The organism is Vibrio sp. 2CM40D (assembly GCF_023161825.1).
Taxonomy (GTDB): Bacteria; Pseudomonadota; Gammaproteobacteria; order Enterobacterales; family Vibrionaceae; genus Vibrio; species Vibrio alginolyticus.
On the sequence record NZ_JALNTL010000001.1, the window covers coordinates 113,455 to 126,420 of the forward strand.

A 12,966-nucleotide genomic window follows, 5' to 3' on the forward strand; every position below is an offset into this window, starting at 1 on the left:
CTGCATTATATTTTCCGGCTCTAAATATATATTGATGACCCTCAAACTTTCCACACAGTTACGAAATTTAGTTTCAAAACAAGTCTTGGATCACACCCAAAAACAGCCGATGAAAAGGTTTGCATTGCACTTATATTACTGTTTTATAAAGAATTAATTATTTATATAATTAATTTTAAGGCGTAAATAAAATACGCCTCAATGTTATTTTTAGTAACAAAATTACATTTGTGATTTTTGAATGTTATTAAATCAACATTTTTAGTAAACATTAAACTCGTGAGCGTATCTGTTGTTTTTATCAACAAAAAAGGAGCCTAAGCTCCTTTTTTATGCTCTTATTATTTTTTCATCGCAAAAAAAGATTTCGGAAGTTTTCGGTGGTTTTTTGTGCCACTTCAGAAAGAGAGCACGATTTGAGTTGCGCAATATAAGAAGCGACTTCGACAACATAAGCGGGTTGATTCTCTTTGCCACGATGAGGGACAGGAGCCAAGTAAGGAGAATCTGTCTCAATAAGAAGCTTCTCTAAAGGTAGAGTCTTCACCACTTCTTTTAACTCTGTAGCTTGACGGAAAGTAACAATCCCCGAGATAGAAATATAAAACCCCAGCTCCAGTGCAGCTTCAGCAAATGGAAGATCTTCTGTAAAACAATGGATAACACCACCACATTTCTCTGCCCCACCCTTACGCAAAATATCTAGAGTATCCGCACGTGCGTTTCTGGTATGGATAATTAAAGGTTTGTTGAGCTCCACTGCAAGATCAACGTGTTGCTCAAAGCGCTCTTTCTGTAACGCGGCCGTTTCGGGCTTGTAATGATAATCTAAACCCGTTTCGCCAATAGCGACGACTTTTGCATTCGACGCATGGTGGCGCAATACGTCCATCGAAAAGTCGCTTTCAACATCAAGTGGGTGCACACCGCACGAAGCATAAACATTGTCATAAGGCTCGATCATTTCCATCATTTTCGGGAAAGAATCCAGCGTTACTCCAACAGAAAGTAGCTCAGTTACGTTTGCTTGTTTAGCTTTGTTAATAACGTCTTCCACATTGATGTGGAGATCGTCGTAATTCAATTTGTCTAAATGACAATGAGAATCTACGAACATAATGCCTCTCGTGATTCAATTAACCAATTCATTGATAGTAGCTCAAGGTTCAGGCCAGGAAAGGCTTGCACCTGAGCTTTCAGGTTCATCAGCGCCTTCGCTGATGAGTACAAACCGTTATAGTTGTCCGGTTGGAACTTTGTCGCGCCCGGAAGCATTTGAGCTTCTGATACACCAAACTGCGCTTTCTGAGCATCTGTCAGTAAATACCATGCCCAGTCTAGTGATTGCTCTGAGTGTTTAGCGATTAAAGAAGCACACTCAGAAACGTCTGAAACAGGCGAAGACATTGCCTTAATAAAACTGCGTTCAAAAGCCAAGTAAGCTTCGAGCTCACCATTATTTAACGCATCCAATGTTTTTATTGGAGAGCCCATATTCAGTTTTAAGGCATAAGCAGGAACTTGCTTCGCCCCTTGTTCGTGCATCCATTGCATCGCTTGTTCCGCTGACGGAGGCGCAACAACCCAGTGTTGGCAACGGCTACGAATCGTTGGGAGCAGACGCTCCTGATTGTGGGTAACGAGCAAAAACAAGCACTTTGCCCCAGGCTCTTCTAGCGTCTTTAACAGCGCATTCGATGCCGACTCGTTCATAGAGTCCGCCGGTTCTATTACAAATAGGCGGTAACCATTAAGCTGAGATGATTCCTGAGCTAGACGGTTACAAGCGCGAATTTGGTCCACCGTTATCGCCTTTCCTTCTTTCTCTGGCTTGATCCAGTGTAAATCAGGGTGGTTTTGAGATTGATTTAGCTGGCAGCTATGACAAAAACCGCATGCTTCACTCGCGTAATTTTGGCAAAGAAGTGCTTGGCTAAAAAACTCGATAAGTTTTTCGATGCCCAAGCCCTGCTCGCTTTGTAATAAAAGCGCACCTGGTATTCTGTCCGACTCTAACCCTACTTTGAGGTTATCCCATATTGGCTGTAGCCATGGATAATCATTTAACATGAGTCACCTAAATTTACGTTTCACTTATTGACGAGCTAGCCACTCGTTTAGAGCGTCCCGAATATCACGCGACACGCCTTCAATCGCCTGTTCTGCGTTAATGATAACGATGGAAGGATCGGCATGAGCAATCTCCAAATAACGCTCACGTGTACGCTCGAAGAAACTAATATCCATCTTCTCTATACGATCTAACTCACCACGCCCACGTGCACGCTCAAGCCCAACACGAGGGTCAATATCCATATAGAGAGTGAGAGCAGGTTTAAAATCACCAAGCGTTGTATCCCGGAGATTTTTCATTAACGATGCGTCAATCTGACGGCCACCACCTTGATAAGCTTGCGACGACATATCGTGTCGGTCACCAACCACCCACTGACCGTTTTCCAAAGCTGGTTTGATCACGTTCTCAACCAACTGAACACGTGCAGCGTACAGAAGAAGCAACTCCGTCATGTCCTTAAGTTCTTCACCTTCGTGCTCTTCTTTCACCAGAGCGCGCATTTTTTCTGCTAGCGGTGTGCCTCCTGGCTCACGGGTATTTACGATATCCTCAATACCGGCCGCTTTTAGCGTATCTAAAACGGTTTTAATCGCAGTGCTTTTACCCGCGCCTTCTAGGCCTTCAACGACAATAAAGTTTGCTTTCATCATTTGTTCTTTCTTAGTTCTCTTAAATAGGCACGAACAGCACGGTTGTGCTCAGCAAGGGATTTCGAGAATACATGTCCGCCCTTTCCACTTGCTACAAAATATAAATAGTTGCTGCTTTCTGGATTCAAAGCCGCTTCAATGGAAGCTTCACCAGCCATCGCAATCGGTGTTGGTGGCAATCCATTGATGGTATAGGTGTTATATGGTGTCGGCGTACGCAAATCTTTCTTACGAATGTTGCCATCGTAGGCGTCACCCATACCATAAATAACTGTCGGATCAGTTTGTAACCGCATGCGTTTGTTCAATCGGTTGATAAACACAGAAGCGACGCGCTCACGCTCAGAATCAATAGCCGTCTCTTTCTCGATGATAGACGCGAGAATCAAGGCTTCATATTTGTCCTGTAATGGCAGCTTTTCTTGACGCGCTTCCCAGTTAGCATCCAGTATTTTATTGAGTTTTCGATGCGCTCGTTTTAATAACTGGCTTTCACTCGCACCCGCTGTGTAATGGTAGGTTTCTGCTAAAAACAACCCTTCTAGCTTTTCTCTCTCAATTCCGAGCTTCGCAGCCATTTCTTTTTCTGAAAGATCGGTTAAATCATGCTTTAAATAAGGAGCACTTTTTAGTTGATCTACCCATTCAGAAAAGCGGCTGCCTTCAACAAAAGTGATCGCAAACTGGTATTCTTTTCCAGTATTCAGATGCTCCAATGTTTGCGAAAGTGACATACCAGGCTCAAGTTGGTAAGTACCCGCTCGCACTTGCAACAATTCTGGATATAAGTGAGGAATTAAACGGATGTACTCCGATGTTTCAATCACCTCACCTTCAACTAAGGCGCGCATGACATGATGAAAGCTTGTACCACTTTCTACAGTAAACAGCTGAGGTTGTTCCAATAGAATAGGCTTTTCAACGTATTGTTTAGCCTGTGAAATTATATAAAAAACAGCTGCTGCGCCTATCACTGCGATCAGCACAACAAAAGCCAACAGTTTTTTAATCACGTAGTTAAATTCCCTTGCAGTCGTTGAGTCAATTTTCCTATCGGAAATATAGTCTTAGAGTTCGATGTCACTATGCTGCGAATAGGTGCGACACCTAATATTGAGTTACACATGAAAGCCTCGTCAGCACTCAGCAAATCTGGAAGTATAAAACGCCCCTCGATGACTTCAATATGACTTACTTTAAGTAACTCAAGCACCTTACGACGCATTACGCCCGTAACGCCTGATAAGGTCAGCTCCGGCGTAAATACTTTATTACCTTTAACCCAAAAAAGGTTGGCCATTGTAGTTTCAATGACATGGTTTTGCACATTTAACGTTATTGCATCTGCAAACTCTGTATTGTCGATTTCAGCCTTGGCGAGAATCTGCTCTAAACGGTTGTTGTGCTTATGTCCCGCAAGTAAAGGTTGAATCCCTAGACGAGTATTACAAACGCCCAAGTCCACACCTTGTTCTTGCCAAGATGAATAATGAGAAGGAAATGCAAAATTGGAAATCGTCACGATAGGGCCTTTAATCCCATTAGGGCTATACCCTCGCCCGCCAATACCGCGGCTAACGTGAATCTTCACCCCCGCTCGTGCGTCAGATAAAACCGCTTTGCTTGCCCAACCATGCACAACTTTCCAGTCAGGTGAAGAGATCTTCAAAGCGTCAAGGCAAGCACTCATGCGCTCAGTATGCTCCTGCCAGTAAACCAACTCTCCATTTTGGGTCAGGATGGTGGTAAAGCCTCCATCACCGTATTGGAATGAGCGATCACCTAGCTCTACATGCGTTTGCGGAACTCCATTTACCCAAAACATTCACGTACCTTCAAATTAGCAGACAACAAATAAAACAAAACGGCTCAATGCTAAGCATCGAGCCGTTAGAATACAAGTTTCGCTTATCTAAATAAGGTTAGATAGTGTTACTCAGCGAACTTTTTGAAGATCAAAGAACCGTTTGTACCACCAAAGCCAAACGAGTTACAGATAGCGTATTCCATACCTTCAACTTTGCGCGCAGTGTGCGGCACAAGGTCGATGTCTAGACCTTCTTCTGGATCATCAAGGTTAATCGTTGGTGGAACGATTTGGTCAACCAAAGACATAACCGTGATAATTGCTTCAACAGAGCCTGCTGCACCTAATAGGTGACCAGTCATAGACTTAGTTGATGATACAAGTACTTGCTTCGCACCTTCTTCACCAAGAGCACGTTTCACGCCCTTGATTTCTGCAACGTCGCCAGCAGGAGTAGATGTACCGTGAGCATTCACATAACCTACTTGGGTACCTGTGATGTTCGCGTCACGCATTGCCGCTTCCATCGCAAGTGCACCACCAGAGCCATCTTCGCTTGGAGAAGTCATGTGGTAAGCATCACCAGACATACCAAAACCAACCAGTTCTGCGTAAATCTTCGCGCCACGTGCTTTTGCGTGTTCGTACTCTTCAAGCACCATCATGCCAGCACCATCACCTAGAACAAAACCATCACGGCCTTTATCCCATGGGCGAGACGCTTTTTGAGGCTCTTCATTACGAGTAGATAGTGCTTTAGCTGCACCGAAGCCAGCCATGCCAAGAGGCGTAGAAGCTTTTTCTGCACCACCAGCAACCATCGCATCTGCATCGCCGTAGGCAATCATACGTGCTGCATGGCCGATATTATGCAGGCCAGTAGTACATGCGGTAGAAATCGCGATATTTGGACCACGGAGACCACGCATGATAGATAGGTTACCTGCAACCATGTTTACAATGGTCGAAGGAACAAAAAATGGGCTAACTTTGCGAGGGCCTTTGTCTACTAATGCAGTATGGCCAGTTTCGATAAGGTCAAGACCGCCAATGCCTGAGCCGATAGCAACACCAACTCGAGCCGCATTTTCTTCGGTAATTTGTAAGCCAGAGTTATCAAGAGCTTGAATACCCGCTGCAATGCCGTACTGGATGAAAAGGTCCATCTTACGAGCATCTTTTTTAGACATGTACTCTGTGCAATCGAAATCTTTAACAAGACCTGCAAAACGAGTTGAGAAGTTCGTAGTATCAAAGTGCTCGATATTTACGATACCACTTTGACCTTCTAGCAGGGCTTTCCAAGATGATTCTACTGTGTTGCCTACCGGTGACAACATACCCATGCCAGTGACAACTACACGACGCTTGGACACGATATAATTCTCCGGGAATTGAATATTTCTATGAGAGGATAGAAGAAGTTAGAAAGAACACAGGCGGTCTAGGAGACCGCCTGGGAGAGCTAATTACTGAGCGCTGTTTACGTAGTCGATTGCAGCTTGAACAGTAGTGATCTTCTCAGCTTCTTCGTCAGGAATCTCAGTGTCGAATTCCTCTTCTAGAGCCATAACTAGTTCTACAGTGTCTAGAGAATCAGCACCTAGATCATCAACGAAAGAAGCTTCGTTTTTAACTTCTGCTTCGTCTACACCTAGCTGTTCAACAATGATTTTCTTTACGCGTTCTTCGATGTTGCTCATTTTTCTTTTCCTTTACAGATTTCGCCTAATGCGATGATTCCGTAGTTTATTCGAACTATTGAAAGTTGCAAGGGGGTCCTTGCTGGTCAAACCACAAAATTAGCGAATTTAACCGAATTTCAATACATTTTTGACTTAAATCATGCACAAATCTTGCGCATAAGCATGACAAGTTCATGACAGTTAACTGCAACTATAGGCTATTTTTCACAATGTAAAATAGCTTATTTTGCATAAACTGTCGCATTAAACCATGTACATGCCACCATTTACATGCAAAGTTTCACCAGTAATGTACGCTGCTTCAGGAGAAGCAAGGAAAACTACTGCTGATGCAATTTCACGTGGGTCACCTAAACGACCTGCTGGCACGTTCGACAAAGTTGCCGCACGTTGGTCATCACTTAGCGCCTTAGTCATGTCAGTTTCGATGAAACCAGGAGCAACAGTGTTCACTGTTACACCACGAGACGCAACTTCACGAGCCATTGATTTAGTAAAACCAATCACGCCCGCTTTCGCTGCTGCGTAGTTAGTTTGACCAGCATTACCCATGGTACCAACAACAGAGCCTACGTTGATGATACGACCCGCACGTTTTTTCATCATACCGCGTAAAACCGCTTTAGACATGCGGTAGATAGGCGTTAGGTTGGTATCGATGATGTCGTTCCACTCATCATCTTTCATGCGCATCAATAGGTTGTCACGAGTAATACCAGCGTTATTCACCAGAATATCGATCACACCAAATTCTTCGTTGATCGTTTTTAATGTCGCTTCGATAGACTCGACATCAGTCACGTTAAGCGCTAAGCCTTTACCGTTATCACCAAGATACTCGCTGATAGCAGCCGCACCACTTTCAGAAGTAGCAGTACCGATAACCGTAGCACCTCGCTCGACAAGAAGTTCCGCGATCGCGCGGCCAATACCACGGCTTGCGCCGGTAACTAGCGCGATCTTACCTTCTAGATTCATCATGTTGTGTTTCCTTTTCTTATCGCAAATTTATCGCTTGATGGATTACTTCGCAGCGTCTAGCGATGCGATATCATTCACTGCTGCTGCAGTTAGCGTTTTCACGATACGTTTTGTTAGACCTGTTAAAACTTTACCAGGACCAAGCTCAAGAAGATTTTCTACGCCTTGTTCGTGCATCAGTTCAACTGTTTCAGTCCAACGAACTGGGCTATGTAGCTGACGAACAAGCGCATCTTTGATTTTTGCAGGATCTGTCTCAGCAACCACATCAACGTTGTTGATAACTGGCAGCTGTGGTGAGTTAAATTCGATAGACTCAAGAGCTACAGCAAGTTTTTCCGCTGCTGGCTTCATAAGTGCACAGTGTGAAGGTACTGAAACAGGAAGAGGAAGCGCACGCTTCGCACCAGCTTCTTTACATAGCGCACCAGCTCGCTCTACTGCGTCTTTGCTACCAGCGATAACGACTTGACCAGGCGAGTTAAAGTTTACTGGAGAGACCACTTCGCCTTGCGCTGCGTCTTCACACGCTTTTGCAATCGCATCATCAGCCAAACCGATAATCGCGTACATTGCGCCAGTACCAGCTGGTACTGCTTCTTGCATAAGTTGACCACGTAATTCAACCAGCTTGATGGCTTCTTTAAAGTCGATAACACCCGCACATACAAGTGCTGAGTACTCACCTAGGCTGTGACCGGCTAGGTTTGCTGGTTGCTCTAAGCCAAGTTCCTGCCATACACGCCAGATTGCAACAGATGAAGCTAGCAAAGCTGGTTGAGTACGGAAAGTCTCGTTTAAATCTTCTGCAGGTCCATTTTGAACAAGCGCCCATAGATCGTAACCTAGTGCGTCAGATGCTTCTGCAAATGTTTGTTTTACTACGTCATATTGTTCGCCTAGTTCTGCAAGCATACCTACAGCTTGAGAACCTTGACCTGGAAATACGATAGCAAACTTGCTCATGTTGTTTTCCTTTAAGCAAAGTAAAAAGAAATAAGATGCACCAAGTGCACCTTAAATTTTGAATTCTTGTGAAACTTAGAACTTCACAAGGGCCGAGCCCCAAGTGAATCCGCCGCCAAACGCTTCAAGAAGCAGAGTTTGACCGCGTTTAATACGACCATCACGTACCGCTTCATCTAGTGCTGTTGGCACCGTCGCAGCTGATGTGTTGCCGTGTTTATCAAGTGTAATCACGACTTGGTCTAGTGACATCGAAAGTTTCTTCGCTGTCGCTGAAATAATGCGGTAGTTCGCTTGGTGCGGCACTAGCCAGTCTAGTTCAGACTTATGCATGTTGTTGGCTTCAAGCGTATCTTTTACTAGTTTCGATAGCTGAGTTACAGCGACTTTGAATACTTCGTTCCCAGCCATATGAAGCCATTTATCCGCATCTTGCCCCCGCACAGGTACAGGTAGGCTTAGAAGCTCTCCGAATTGACCATCCGAGTATATGTGGGTAGAGATAATGCCAGGCTCTTGGCTAGCGCCTACGACAACGGCTCCGGCACCATCACCAAATAGGATAATGGTTGAACGGTCTGTCGGATCACACGTTTTAGACAAAGCATCTGAACCAATCACAAGTACGTTTTTGCACATACCAGATTTGATATGTTGGTCTGCAACAGATAATGCGTACACAAAACCAGAACAAGCAGCGGCTAAGTCAAAAGCTGGACAACCTTTAATGCCAAGCTTTGCCTGCACCTGACACGCAGATGAAGGGAAAGTATGGCTACTGCTCGTTGTGGCTACGATAATCAGGTCGATATCGTTTTTATCAATACCCGCCATATCGATAGCGTTTTCAGCTGCGTAGAATGCCATGTCTGCTACAGTTTCGTTTTCTGCAGCAATTCGACGCTCTTTAATACCCGTGCGAGCAACGATCCACTCATCACTTGTATCTACCATTTTCTCTAGATCTGCGTTTGTACGCACCTGAGATGGCAGGTAGCTGCCAGTACCTAAAATTTTGCTATACATGAAGACTAATAATGCCTCTCGAGTAAAACCGCTTCCAAACGATCGCTAATACGGCTTGGTACTTGTCGTTTGACCTCGTGTACTGCCTCGCCAAGTGCATTGACAATCGCAGATACATCCGCACTTCCATGGCTTTTTATGACAATGCCGCGCAATCCTAGCAAACTTGCGCCGTTATACTGGTCGGGGTTCAGTGTTTTTAGTTCATTAAACAGCCTAGAAAACAACTTTCTAGCTATCCAACCCTTTATCGTTGATGCCATTATGCTGGTTTTAATTTTTTCGATAAAAAGTTGAGCTGTTCCCTCACTGGCTTTTAAGCATACGTTGCCGACAAATCCATCACAAACAATGACGTCCGCAACATCATGCAAAATTTGATTACCTTCAATATAACCGACAAAGTTAATCGCATCGGTCTGAGAAAGCATTTCTGCGCAACGTTTGACTAAATCGTTACCTTTAATCTCTTCTGCGCCAATATTGAGTACAGCAACGCGAGGAGGACGACCCAAGTGTTCTTCAGCTAATGCACTGCCCATTACAGCAAATTGGAACAAGCTATCAGCATCGCACGATACATTCGCCCCCAGATCCAGCATCCAAGTACGCTTTCCGGTAATCGTCGGTAAAGCGGAAACTAAAGCAGGACGTTCAATGCCAGGAAGTAACTTAAGAATGAAACGCGATAGTGCCATTAATGCACCGGTGTTGCCACCACTAACACAAGCATCCGCTTTCTGCTCAGAAACCAAATCGATAGCCATACGCATAGAACTATTTTGGCTATTACGTAACGCCAATGAAGGTTTTTCTGAGTTCGAGATAACTTTCTCGCTGTGAAGAATAGTCAAGCGGGAACTGGTCGAGGTACCGAGTTGAGATAATTGAGACGTGATCAGAGATTGATCACCAATAAGAATCACTTTTAGCTCTGGGAAATGAGACAGTGCCTGCACGGCGGCAGGCACTGTTACGCGTGGACCGAAATCCCCGCCCATTGCATCAAGTGCAACGGTAATACTTTGCAAAGGTTCAACCTTACTTGTTGATAACCTTTTGACCACGGTAGTAACCTTCAGCAGTTACGTTGTGGCGTAGGTGAGTTTCACCAGAAGTCGCGTCTACAGATAGAGCAGCTGTAGTTAGCGCATCGTGTGAACGACGCATACCGCGCTTAGAACGAGTTTTACGGTTTTTCTGTACGGCCATTGACCCTACTCCTATACTATTGGGTTAAAAACCTGAAGAAGAATCGGCTACCACACCTATTACTTTTTCAGACTTTTCAAAACGTCGAATGGATTCGGTTTTTCTTCCTCAATTTCTTCAGGAATCTCACCAAAAACCATGTTATTTGAATCAACGCTACAATCCGCTTCATCGTGCATCGCAATTTGAGGTAATGCTAAGATGAACTCGTCTTCAACAAGTTGTATGAGGTCTAATTCACCATATTCATTTAGATCTACCAAATCATAAATTTCTGGTGCTTCCTGTTCTGTTTTCTCACCGTAGTAAGGAGTAGAAAGGAATTCAACTTCGCACTCATGTGCGAATACCTCATTACAACGCTGACACTCTAAATCGACTTCGATGTTAGCTTTACCAGAGATAACAACGAGTCGCTGTTCATCCATCCCAAATGACAATGAGACTTCTGCGTCGCGTTTTACGCCTTCAGTTGTTTCCACTAAGCGCTTGAAAAGACTAGCTTGGATGATGCCATCGTAATCCAATCGTTTCTGTGCAGCTTTAGCTGGGTCAACCGTTCGCGGTATTTTTACCTTTTGCATAGGGCGCGAATATTATCTTCCAAATCAAAATTAGTCAAAGAAAAAGGCAAAAAAGTTGTACTTTTTTACGCTTAACATACAGAGCATTAGCCAGAATCATTTTTGATCTATTATCCTATTGGAAATGCTCCCACGAATTGTAATTCAAAATGAAAAATTACCAACTGGTTTTAGCCTCAACCTCCCCTTTTCGTAAACAACTGCTTGAAAAGCTCTCACTACCATTCGTTTGTTTATCACCTGATTGCGATGAAACACCTTTTGACCAAGAAACGCCAACTGAACTTGTGCAGAGACTGGCCCAAGAGAAAGCAATATCTTGCCAGACGGATAAAGCAAGTTTAGTTATCGGCAGTGACCAAGTTTGTGTCATTAATGGTGAAATCGTTGGCAAGCCTTTAAATAGAGATAACGCGATAAATCAACTTTTGGCTCAAAGTGGAAAAGTCATCACTTTCTATACTGGTCTTGCGGTACATAACACCGTGACAAACCATACAGAAGTCGGCTTTGATTCTTTCGAGGTGCACTTTAGAGATTTAACGCTTGAACAAATCGAACGCTACGTCGACAGGGAAGAACCTTTTTACTGCGCAGGCAGCTTTAAAAGCGAAGGCATGGGAATTTGTTTGTTTACGAAATTAGTTGGTAAAGACCCGAACACACTTGTCGGACTACCATTGATTGATTTGATTGATATGTTGCATGTTCAAGGACTCGATGTCCTTTAACCCAAATACGATAAAAGGGAGCCACAGGCTCCCTTTTGCATCCGCGAGGAAAACATGGTTACGCGTTTCTTAAACCCGCCAACACTTTTTCTAGTTTCGGTTCCATCGGTGCGTTGATTTCCATCCACTCATCATTTGATGGGTGTTGGAACTTGATGTTTGCCGCGTGTAGGAACAAACGATCTAAACCAACTTGACCTGTGTAAGCGTCAAAGCGACGATCACCGTAGCGATCATCCCAAGCGATTGGGTGACCAGTGTATTGCGTATGAACTCGTATTTGGTGAGTTCGACCAGTAATCGGACTCGCCTGAATCAATGTAGCTTGTTCGAACTTTTCCAAAATCTTAAAACGCGTTTCTGACGGCTTACCATTAGGGTTAACACGAACAATACTGTTCACTTCGTTTTTGAGCAGTGGCGCGTTCACAACCTTACAACTGCTTTTCCATTGCCCCATGACAAGAGCTAAGTAAAACTTCTTTACTGTCTTTTCACGAAACTGGGCTTGCAAGTGACGAAGTGCAGAACGCTTCTTAGCAACCAGCAAAATCCCTGAAGTATCACGGTCAATACGATGCACAAGTTCAAGAAAGCGAGCTTGAGGACGCAGAGCCCTAAGCGCTTCAATCGCACCAAACTTTAAACCACTGCCACCATGCACAGCGGTGCCAGATGGTTTGTTTAGAATCAACATATGATCATCTTCGAAGATAATCATATTTTCCAACTCAGCGACTTTGTTAAGTTTCGTACTTGGTGCGACATCGCCATCTTTTTTCTCGACGGTCACCGGTGGAATACGAACGAGATCGCCTGCTTTTAACTTGTACTCTGCTTTTATACGCTTTTTATTTACGCGCACTTCGCCCTTACGCACAATTCGGTAAATCATGCTTTTAGGAATGTCTTTTAATTGGTTGCGCAAAAAATTATCAATGCGCTGACCCGCCATATCTTCGTCGATATCGACGAACTGGACTTTTGTTCTTATTTCGTTCATGGGCGGTATTGTAAACTCAATTTCGTGCGACTTCACATTATTCTTGTCGTAAAAGAAACACTCCGTGGCACATACTGGTCTAAATTTCGCCAAGCTTTTGTTTAAATTATTAAAACTCTCAATCAAGTTCTCAATTTGTTTTCTGTCTTGAACAGTTTGCACATCTCAATTGCTTATGAAACAGCCAGTTATAAAATAGAAATTTTGAGTTTAGCGGCAAATT

General features: G+C 43.9%; 15 protein-coding genes. 1 reads left to right on the plus strand and 14 read right to left on the minus strand.

Annotation, left to right across the window (positions count from 1 at the left end; genetic code table 11):
* Positions 1 to 349: 349 nt before the first annotated feature.
* The 13 genes from MTF70_RS00490 to yceD all read right to left on the minus strand — a co-directional run bounded on the left by MTF70_RS00490 (position 350) and on the right by yceD (position 11,009).
* Positions 350 to 1,117: a YchF/TatD family DNA exonuclease gene (locus MTF70_RS00490; protein WP_005372957.1), complete on the minus strand. Its 768-nt coding sequence runs from the start codon at positions 1,115 to 1,117 to the stop codon at positions 350 to 352.
* Complete coding sequence (locus tag MTF70_RS00495; RefSeq protein ID WP_054729226.1) at positions 1,108 to 2,070, minus strand: DNA polymerase III subunit delta'; 963 nt, start codon at positions 2,068 to 2,070, stop codon at positions 1,108 to 1,110. The genes MTF70_RS00490 and MTF70_RS00495 overlap by 10 nt, the downstream gene beginning before the upstream one ends.
* Before the next feature lie 24 nt (positions 2,071 to 2,094).
* Entirely contained in the window at positions 2,095 to 2,727 is a 633-nt protein-coding gene (gene tmk / locus MTF70_RS00500) for a dTMP kinase (RefSeq protein WP_044129475.1), read from the minus strand.
* Complete coding sequence (mltG, locus tag MTF70_RS00505) at positions 2,724 to 3,740, minus strand: endolytic transglycosylase MltG (RefSeq protein WP_042523092.1); 1,017 nt, start codon at positions 3,738 to 3,740, stop codon at positions 2,724 to 2,726. Before mltG ends, tmk begins: the two co-directional genes overlap by 4 nt.
* Complete coding sequence (gene pabC / locus MTF70_RS00510) at positions 3,737 to 4,552, minus strand: aminodeoxychorismate lyase (RefSeq protein ID WP_042523095.1); 816 nt, start codon at positions 4,550 to 4,552, stop codon at positions 3,737 to 3,739. The genes mltG and pabC overlap by 4 nt, the downstream gene beginning before the upstream one ends.
* A 107-nt stretch (positions 4,553 to 4,659) precedes the next feature.
* Positions 4,660 to 5,910: a beta-ketoacyl-ACP synthase II gene (gene fabF / locus MTF70_RS00515; protein ID WP_005372948.1), complete on the minus strand. Its 1,251-nt coding sequence runs from the start codon at positions 5,908 to 5,910 to the stop codon at positions 4,660 to 4,662.
* Between the two features lie 93 nt (positions 5,911 to 6,003).
* Positions 6,004 to 6,237 (minus strand): acyl carrier protein, encoded by a 234-nt coding sequence (gene acpP / locus MTF70_RS00520; protein WP_004406112.1) that lies wholly within the window; start codon positions 6,235 to 6,237, stop codon positions 6,004 to 6,006.
* Between the two features lie 246 nt (positions 6,238 to 6,483).
* Entirely contained in the window at positions 6,484 to 7,218 is a 735-nt protein-coding gene (fabG, locus tag MTF70_RS00525) for a 3-oxoacyl-ACP reductase FabG (RefSeq protein WP_025767222.1), read from the minus strand.
* Between the two features lie 45 nt (positions 7,219 to 7,263).
* On the minus strand, positions 7,264 to 8,187 hold the full coding sequence (fabD, locus tag MTF70_RS00530) for an ACP S-malonyltransferase (RefSeq protein ID WP_005387313.1): 924 nt from the start codon (positions 8,185 to 8,187) through the stop codon (positions 7,264 to 7,266).
* A 75-nt stretch (positions 8,188 to 8,262) separates the two neighbouring features.
* Positions 8,263 to 9,213, minus strand: a complete 951-nt coding sequence (locus MTF70_RS00535; RefSeq protein WP_017821385.1) for a beta-ketoacyl-ACP synthase III — start codon at positions 9,211 to 9,213, stop codon at positions 8,263 to 8,265.
* 5 nt (positions 9,214 to 9,218) lie between these two features.
* Positions 9,219 to 10,244 carry a phosphate acyltransferase PlsX gene (gene plsX / locus MTF70_RS00540; protein WP_017633846.1) on the minus strand — a complete coding sequence of 342 codons (1,026 nt, stop codon included), beginning with the start codon at positions 10,242 to 10,244 and terminating at the stop codon, positions 9,219 to 9,221.
* Between the two features lie 10 nt (positions 10,245 to 10,254).
* On the minus strand, positions 10,255 to 10,425 hold the full coding sequence (rpmF, locus tag MTF70_RS00545) for a 50S ribosomal protein L32 (RefSeq protein WP_005396978.1): 171 nt from the start codon (positions 10,423 to 10,425) through the stop codon (positions 10,255 to 10,257).
* Between the two features lie 59 nt (positions 10,426 to 10,484).
* A complete protein-coding gene (yceD, locus tag MTF70_RS00550) occupies positions 10,485 to 11,009 on the minus strand; it encodes a 23S rRNA accumulation protein YceD (protein WP_005387307.1) in 525 nt (174 codons plus the stop codon).
* Between the two features lie 149 nt (positions 11,010 to 11,158).
* Between yceD and MTF70_RS00555 the strand changes: the two genes are divergently transcribed.
* Positions 11,159 to 11,740 (plus strand): nucleoside triphosphate pyrophosphatase, encoded by a 582-nt coding sequence (locus tag MTF70_RS00555; protein WP_005380845.1) that lies wholly within the window; start codon positions 11,159 to 11,161, stop codon positions 11,738 to 11,740.
* A 58-nt stretch (positions 11,741 to 11,798) separates the two neighbouring features.
* Here the strand turns inward: MTF70_RS00555 and rluC are convergent, their stop codons facing one another.
* Complete coding sequence (gene rluC / locus MTF70_RS00560; RefSeq protein ID WP_205461169.1) at positions 11,799 to 12,743, minus strand: 23S rRNA pseudouridine(955/2504/2580) synthase RluC; 945 nt, start codon at positions 12,741 to 12,743, stop codon at positions 11,799 to 11,801.
* Positions 12,744 to 12,966 lie beyond the last annotated feature (223 nt).

Bases quoted from the DNA above. Each gene is read 5' to 3' on its own strand.
- MTF70_RS00490 (WP_005372957.1), bottom strand. From the start codon at position 1,117: ATGTTCGTAGATTCTCATTGTCATTTAGACAAATTGAATTACGACGAT.
- MTF70_RS00495 (WP_054729226.1), bottom strand. From the start codon at position 2,070: ATGTTAAATGATTATCCATGGCTACAGCCAATATGGGATAACCTCAAA.
- tmk (WP_044129475.1), bottom strand. From the start codon at position 2,727: ATGATGAAAGCAAACTTTATTGTCGTTGAAGGCCTAGAAGGCGCGGGT.
- pabC (WP_042523095.1), bottom strand. From the start codon at position 4,552: ATGTTTTGGGTAAATGGAGTTCCGCAAACGCATGTAGAGCTAGGTGAT.
- acpP (WP_004406112.1), bottom strand. From the start codon at position 6,237: ATGAGCAACATCGAAGAACGCGTAAAGAAAATCATTGTTGAACAGCTA.
- fabG (WP_025767222.1), bottom strand. From the start codon at position 7,218: ATGAATCTAGAAGGTAAGATCGCGCTAGTTACCGGCGCAAGCCGTGGT.
- fabD (WP_005387313.1), bottom strand. From the start codon at position 8,187: ATGAGCAAGTTTGCTATCGTATTTCCAGGTCAAGGTTCTCAAGCTGTA.
- MTF70_RS00535 (WP_017821385.1), bottom strand. From the start codon at position 9,213: ATGTATAGCAAAATTTTAGGTACTGGCAGCTACCTGCCATCTCAGGTG.
- rpmF (WP_005396978.1), bottom strand. From the start codon at position 10,425: ATGGCCGTACAGAAAAACCGTAAAACTCGTTCTAAGCGCGGTATGCGT.
- yceD (WP_005387307.1), bottom strand. From the start codon at position 11,009: ATGCAAAAGGTAAAAATACCGCGAACGGTTGACCCAGCTAAAGCTGCA.
- MTF70_RS00555 (WP_005380845.1), top strand. From the start codon at position 11,159: ATGAAAAATTACCAACTGGTTTTAGCCTCAACCTCCCCTTTTCGTAAA.
- rluC (WP_205461169.1), bottom strand. From the start codon at position 12,743: ATGAACGAAATAAGAACAAAAGTCCAGTTCGTCGATATCGACGAAGAT.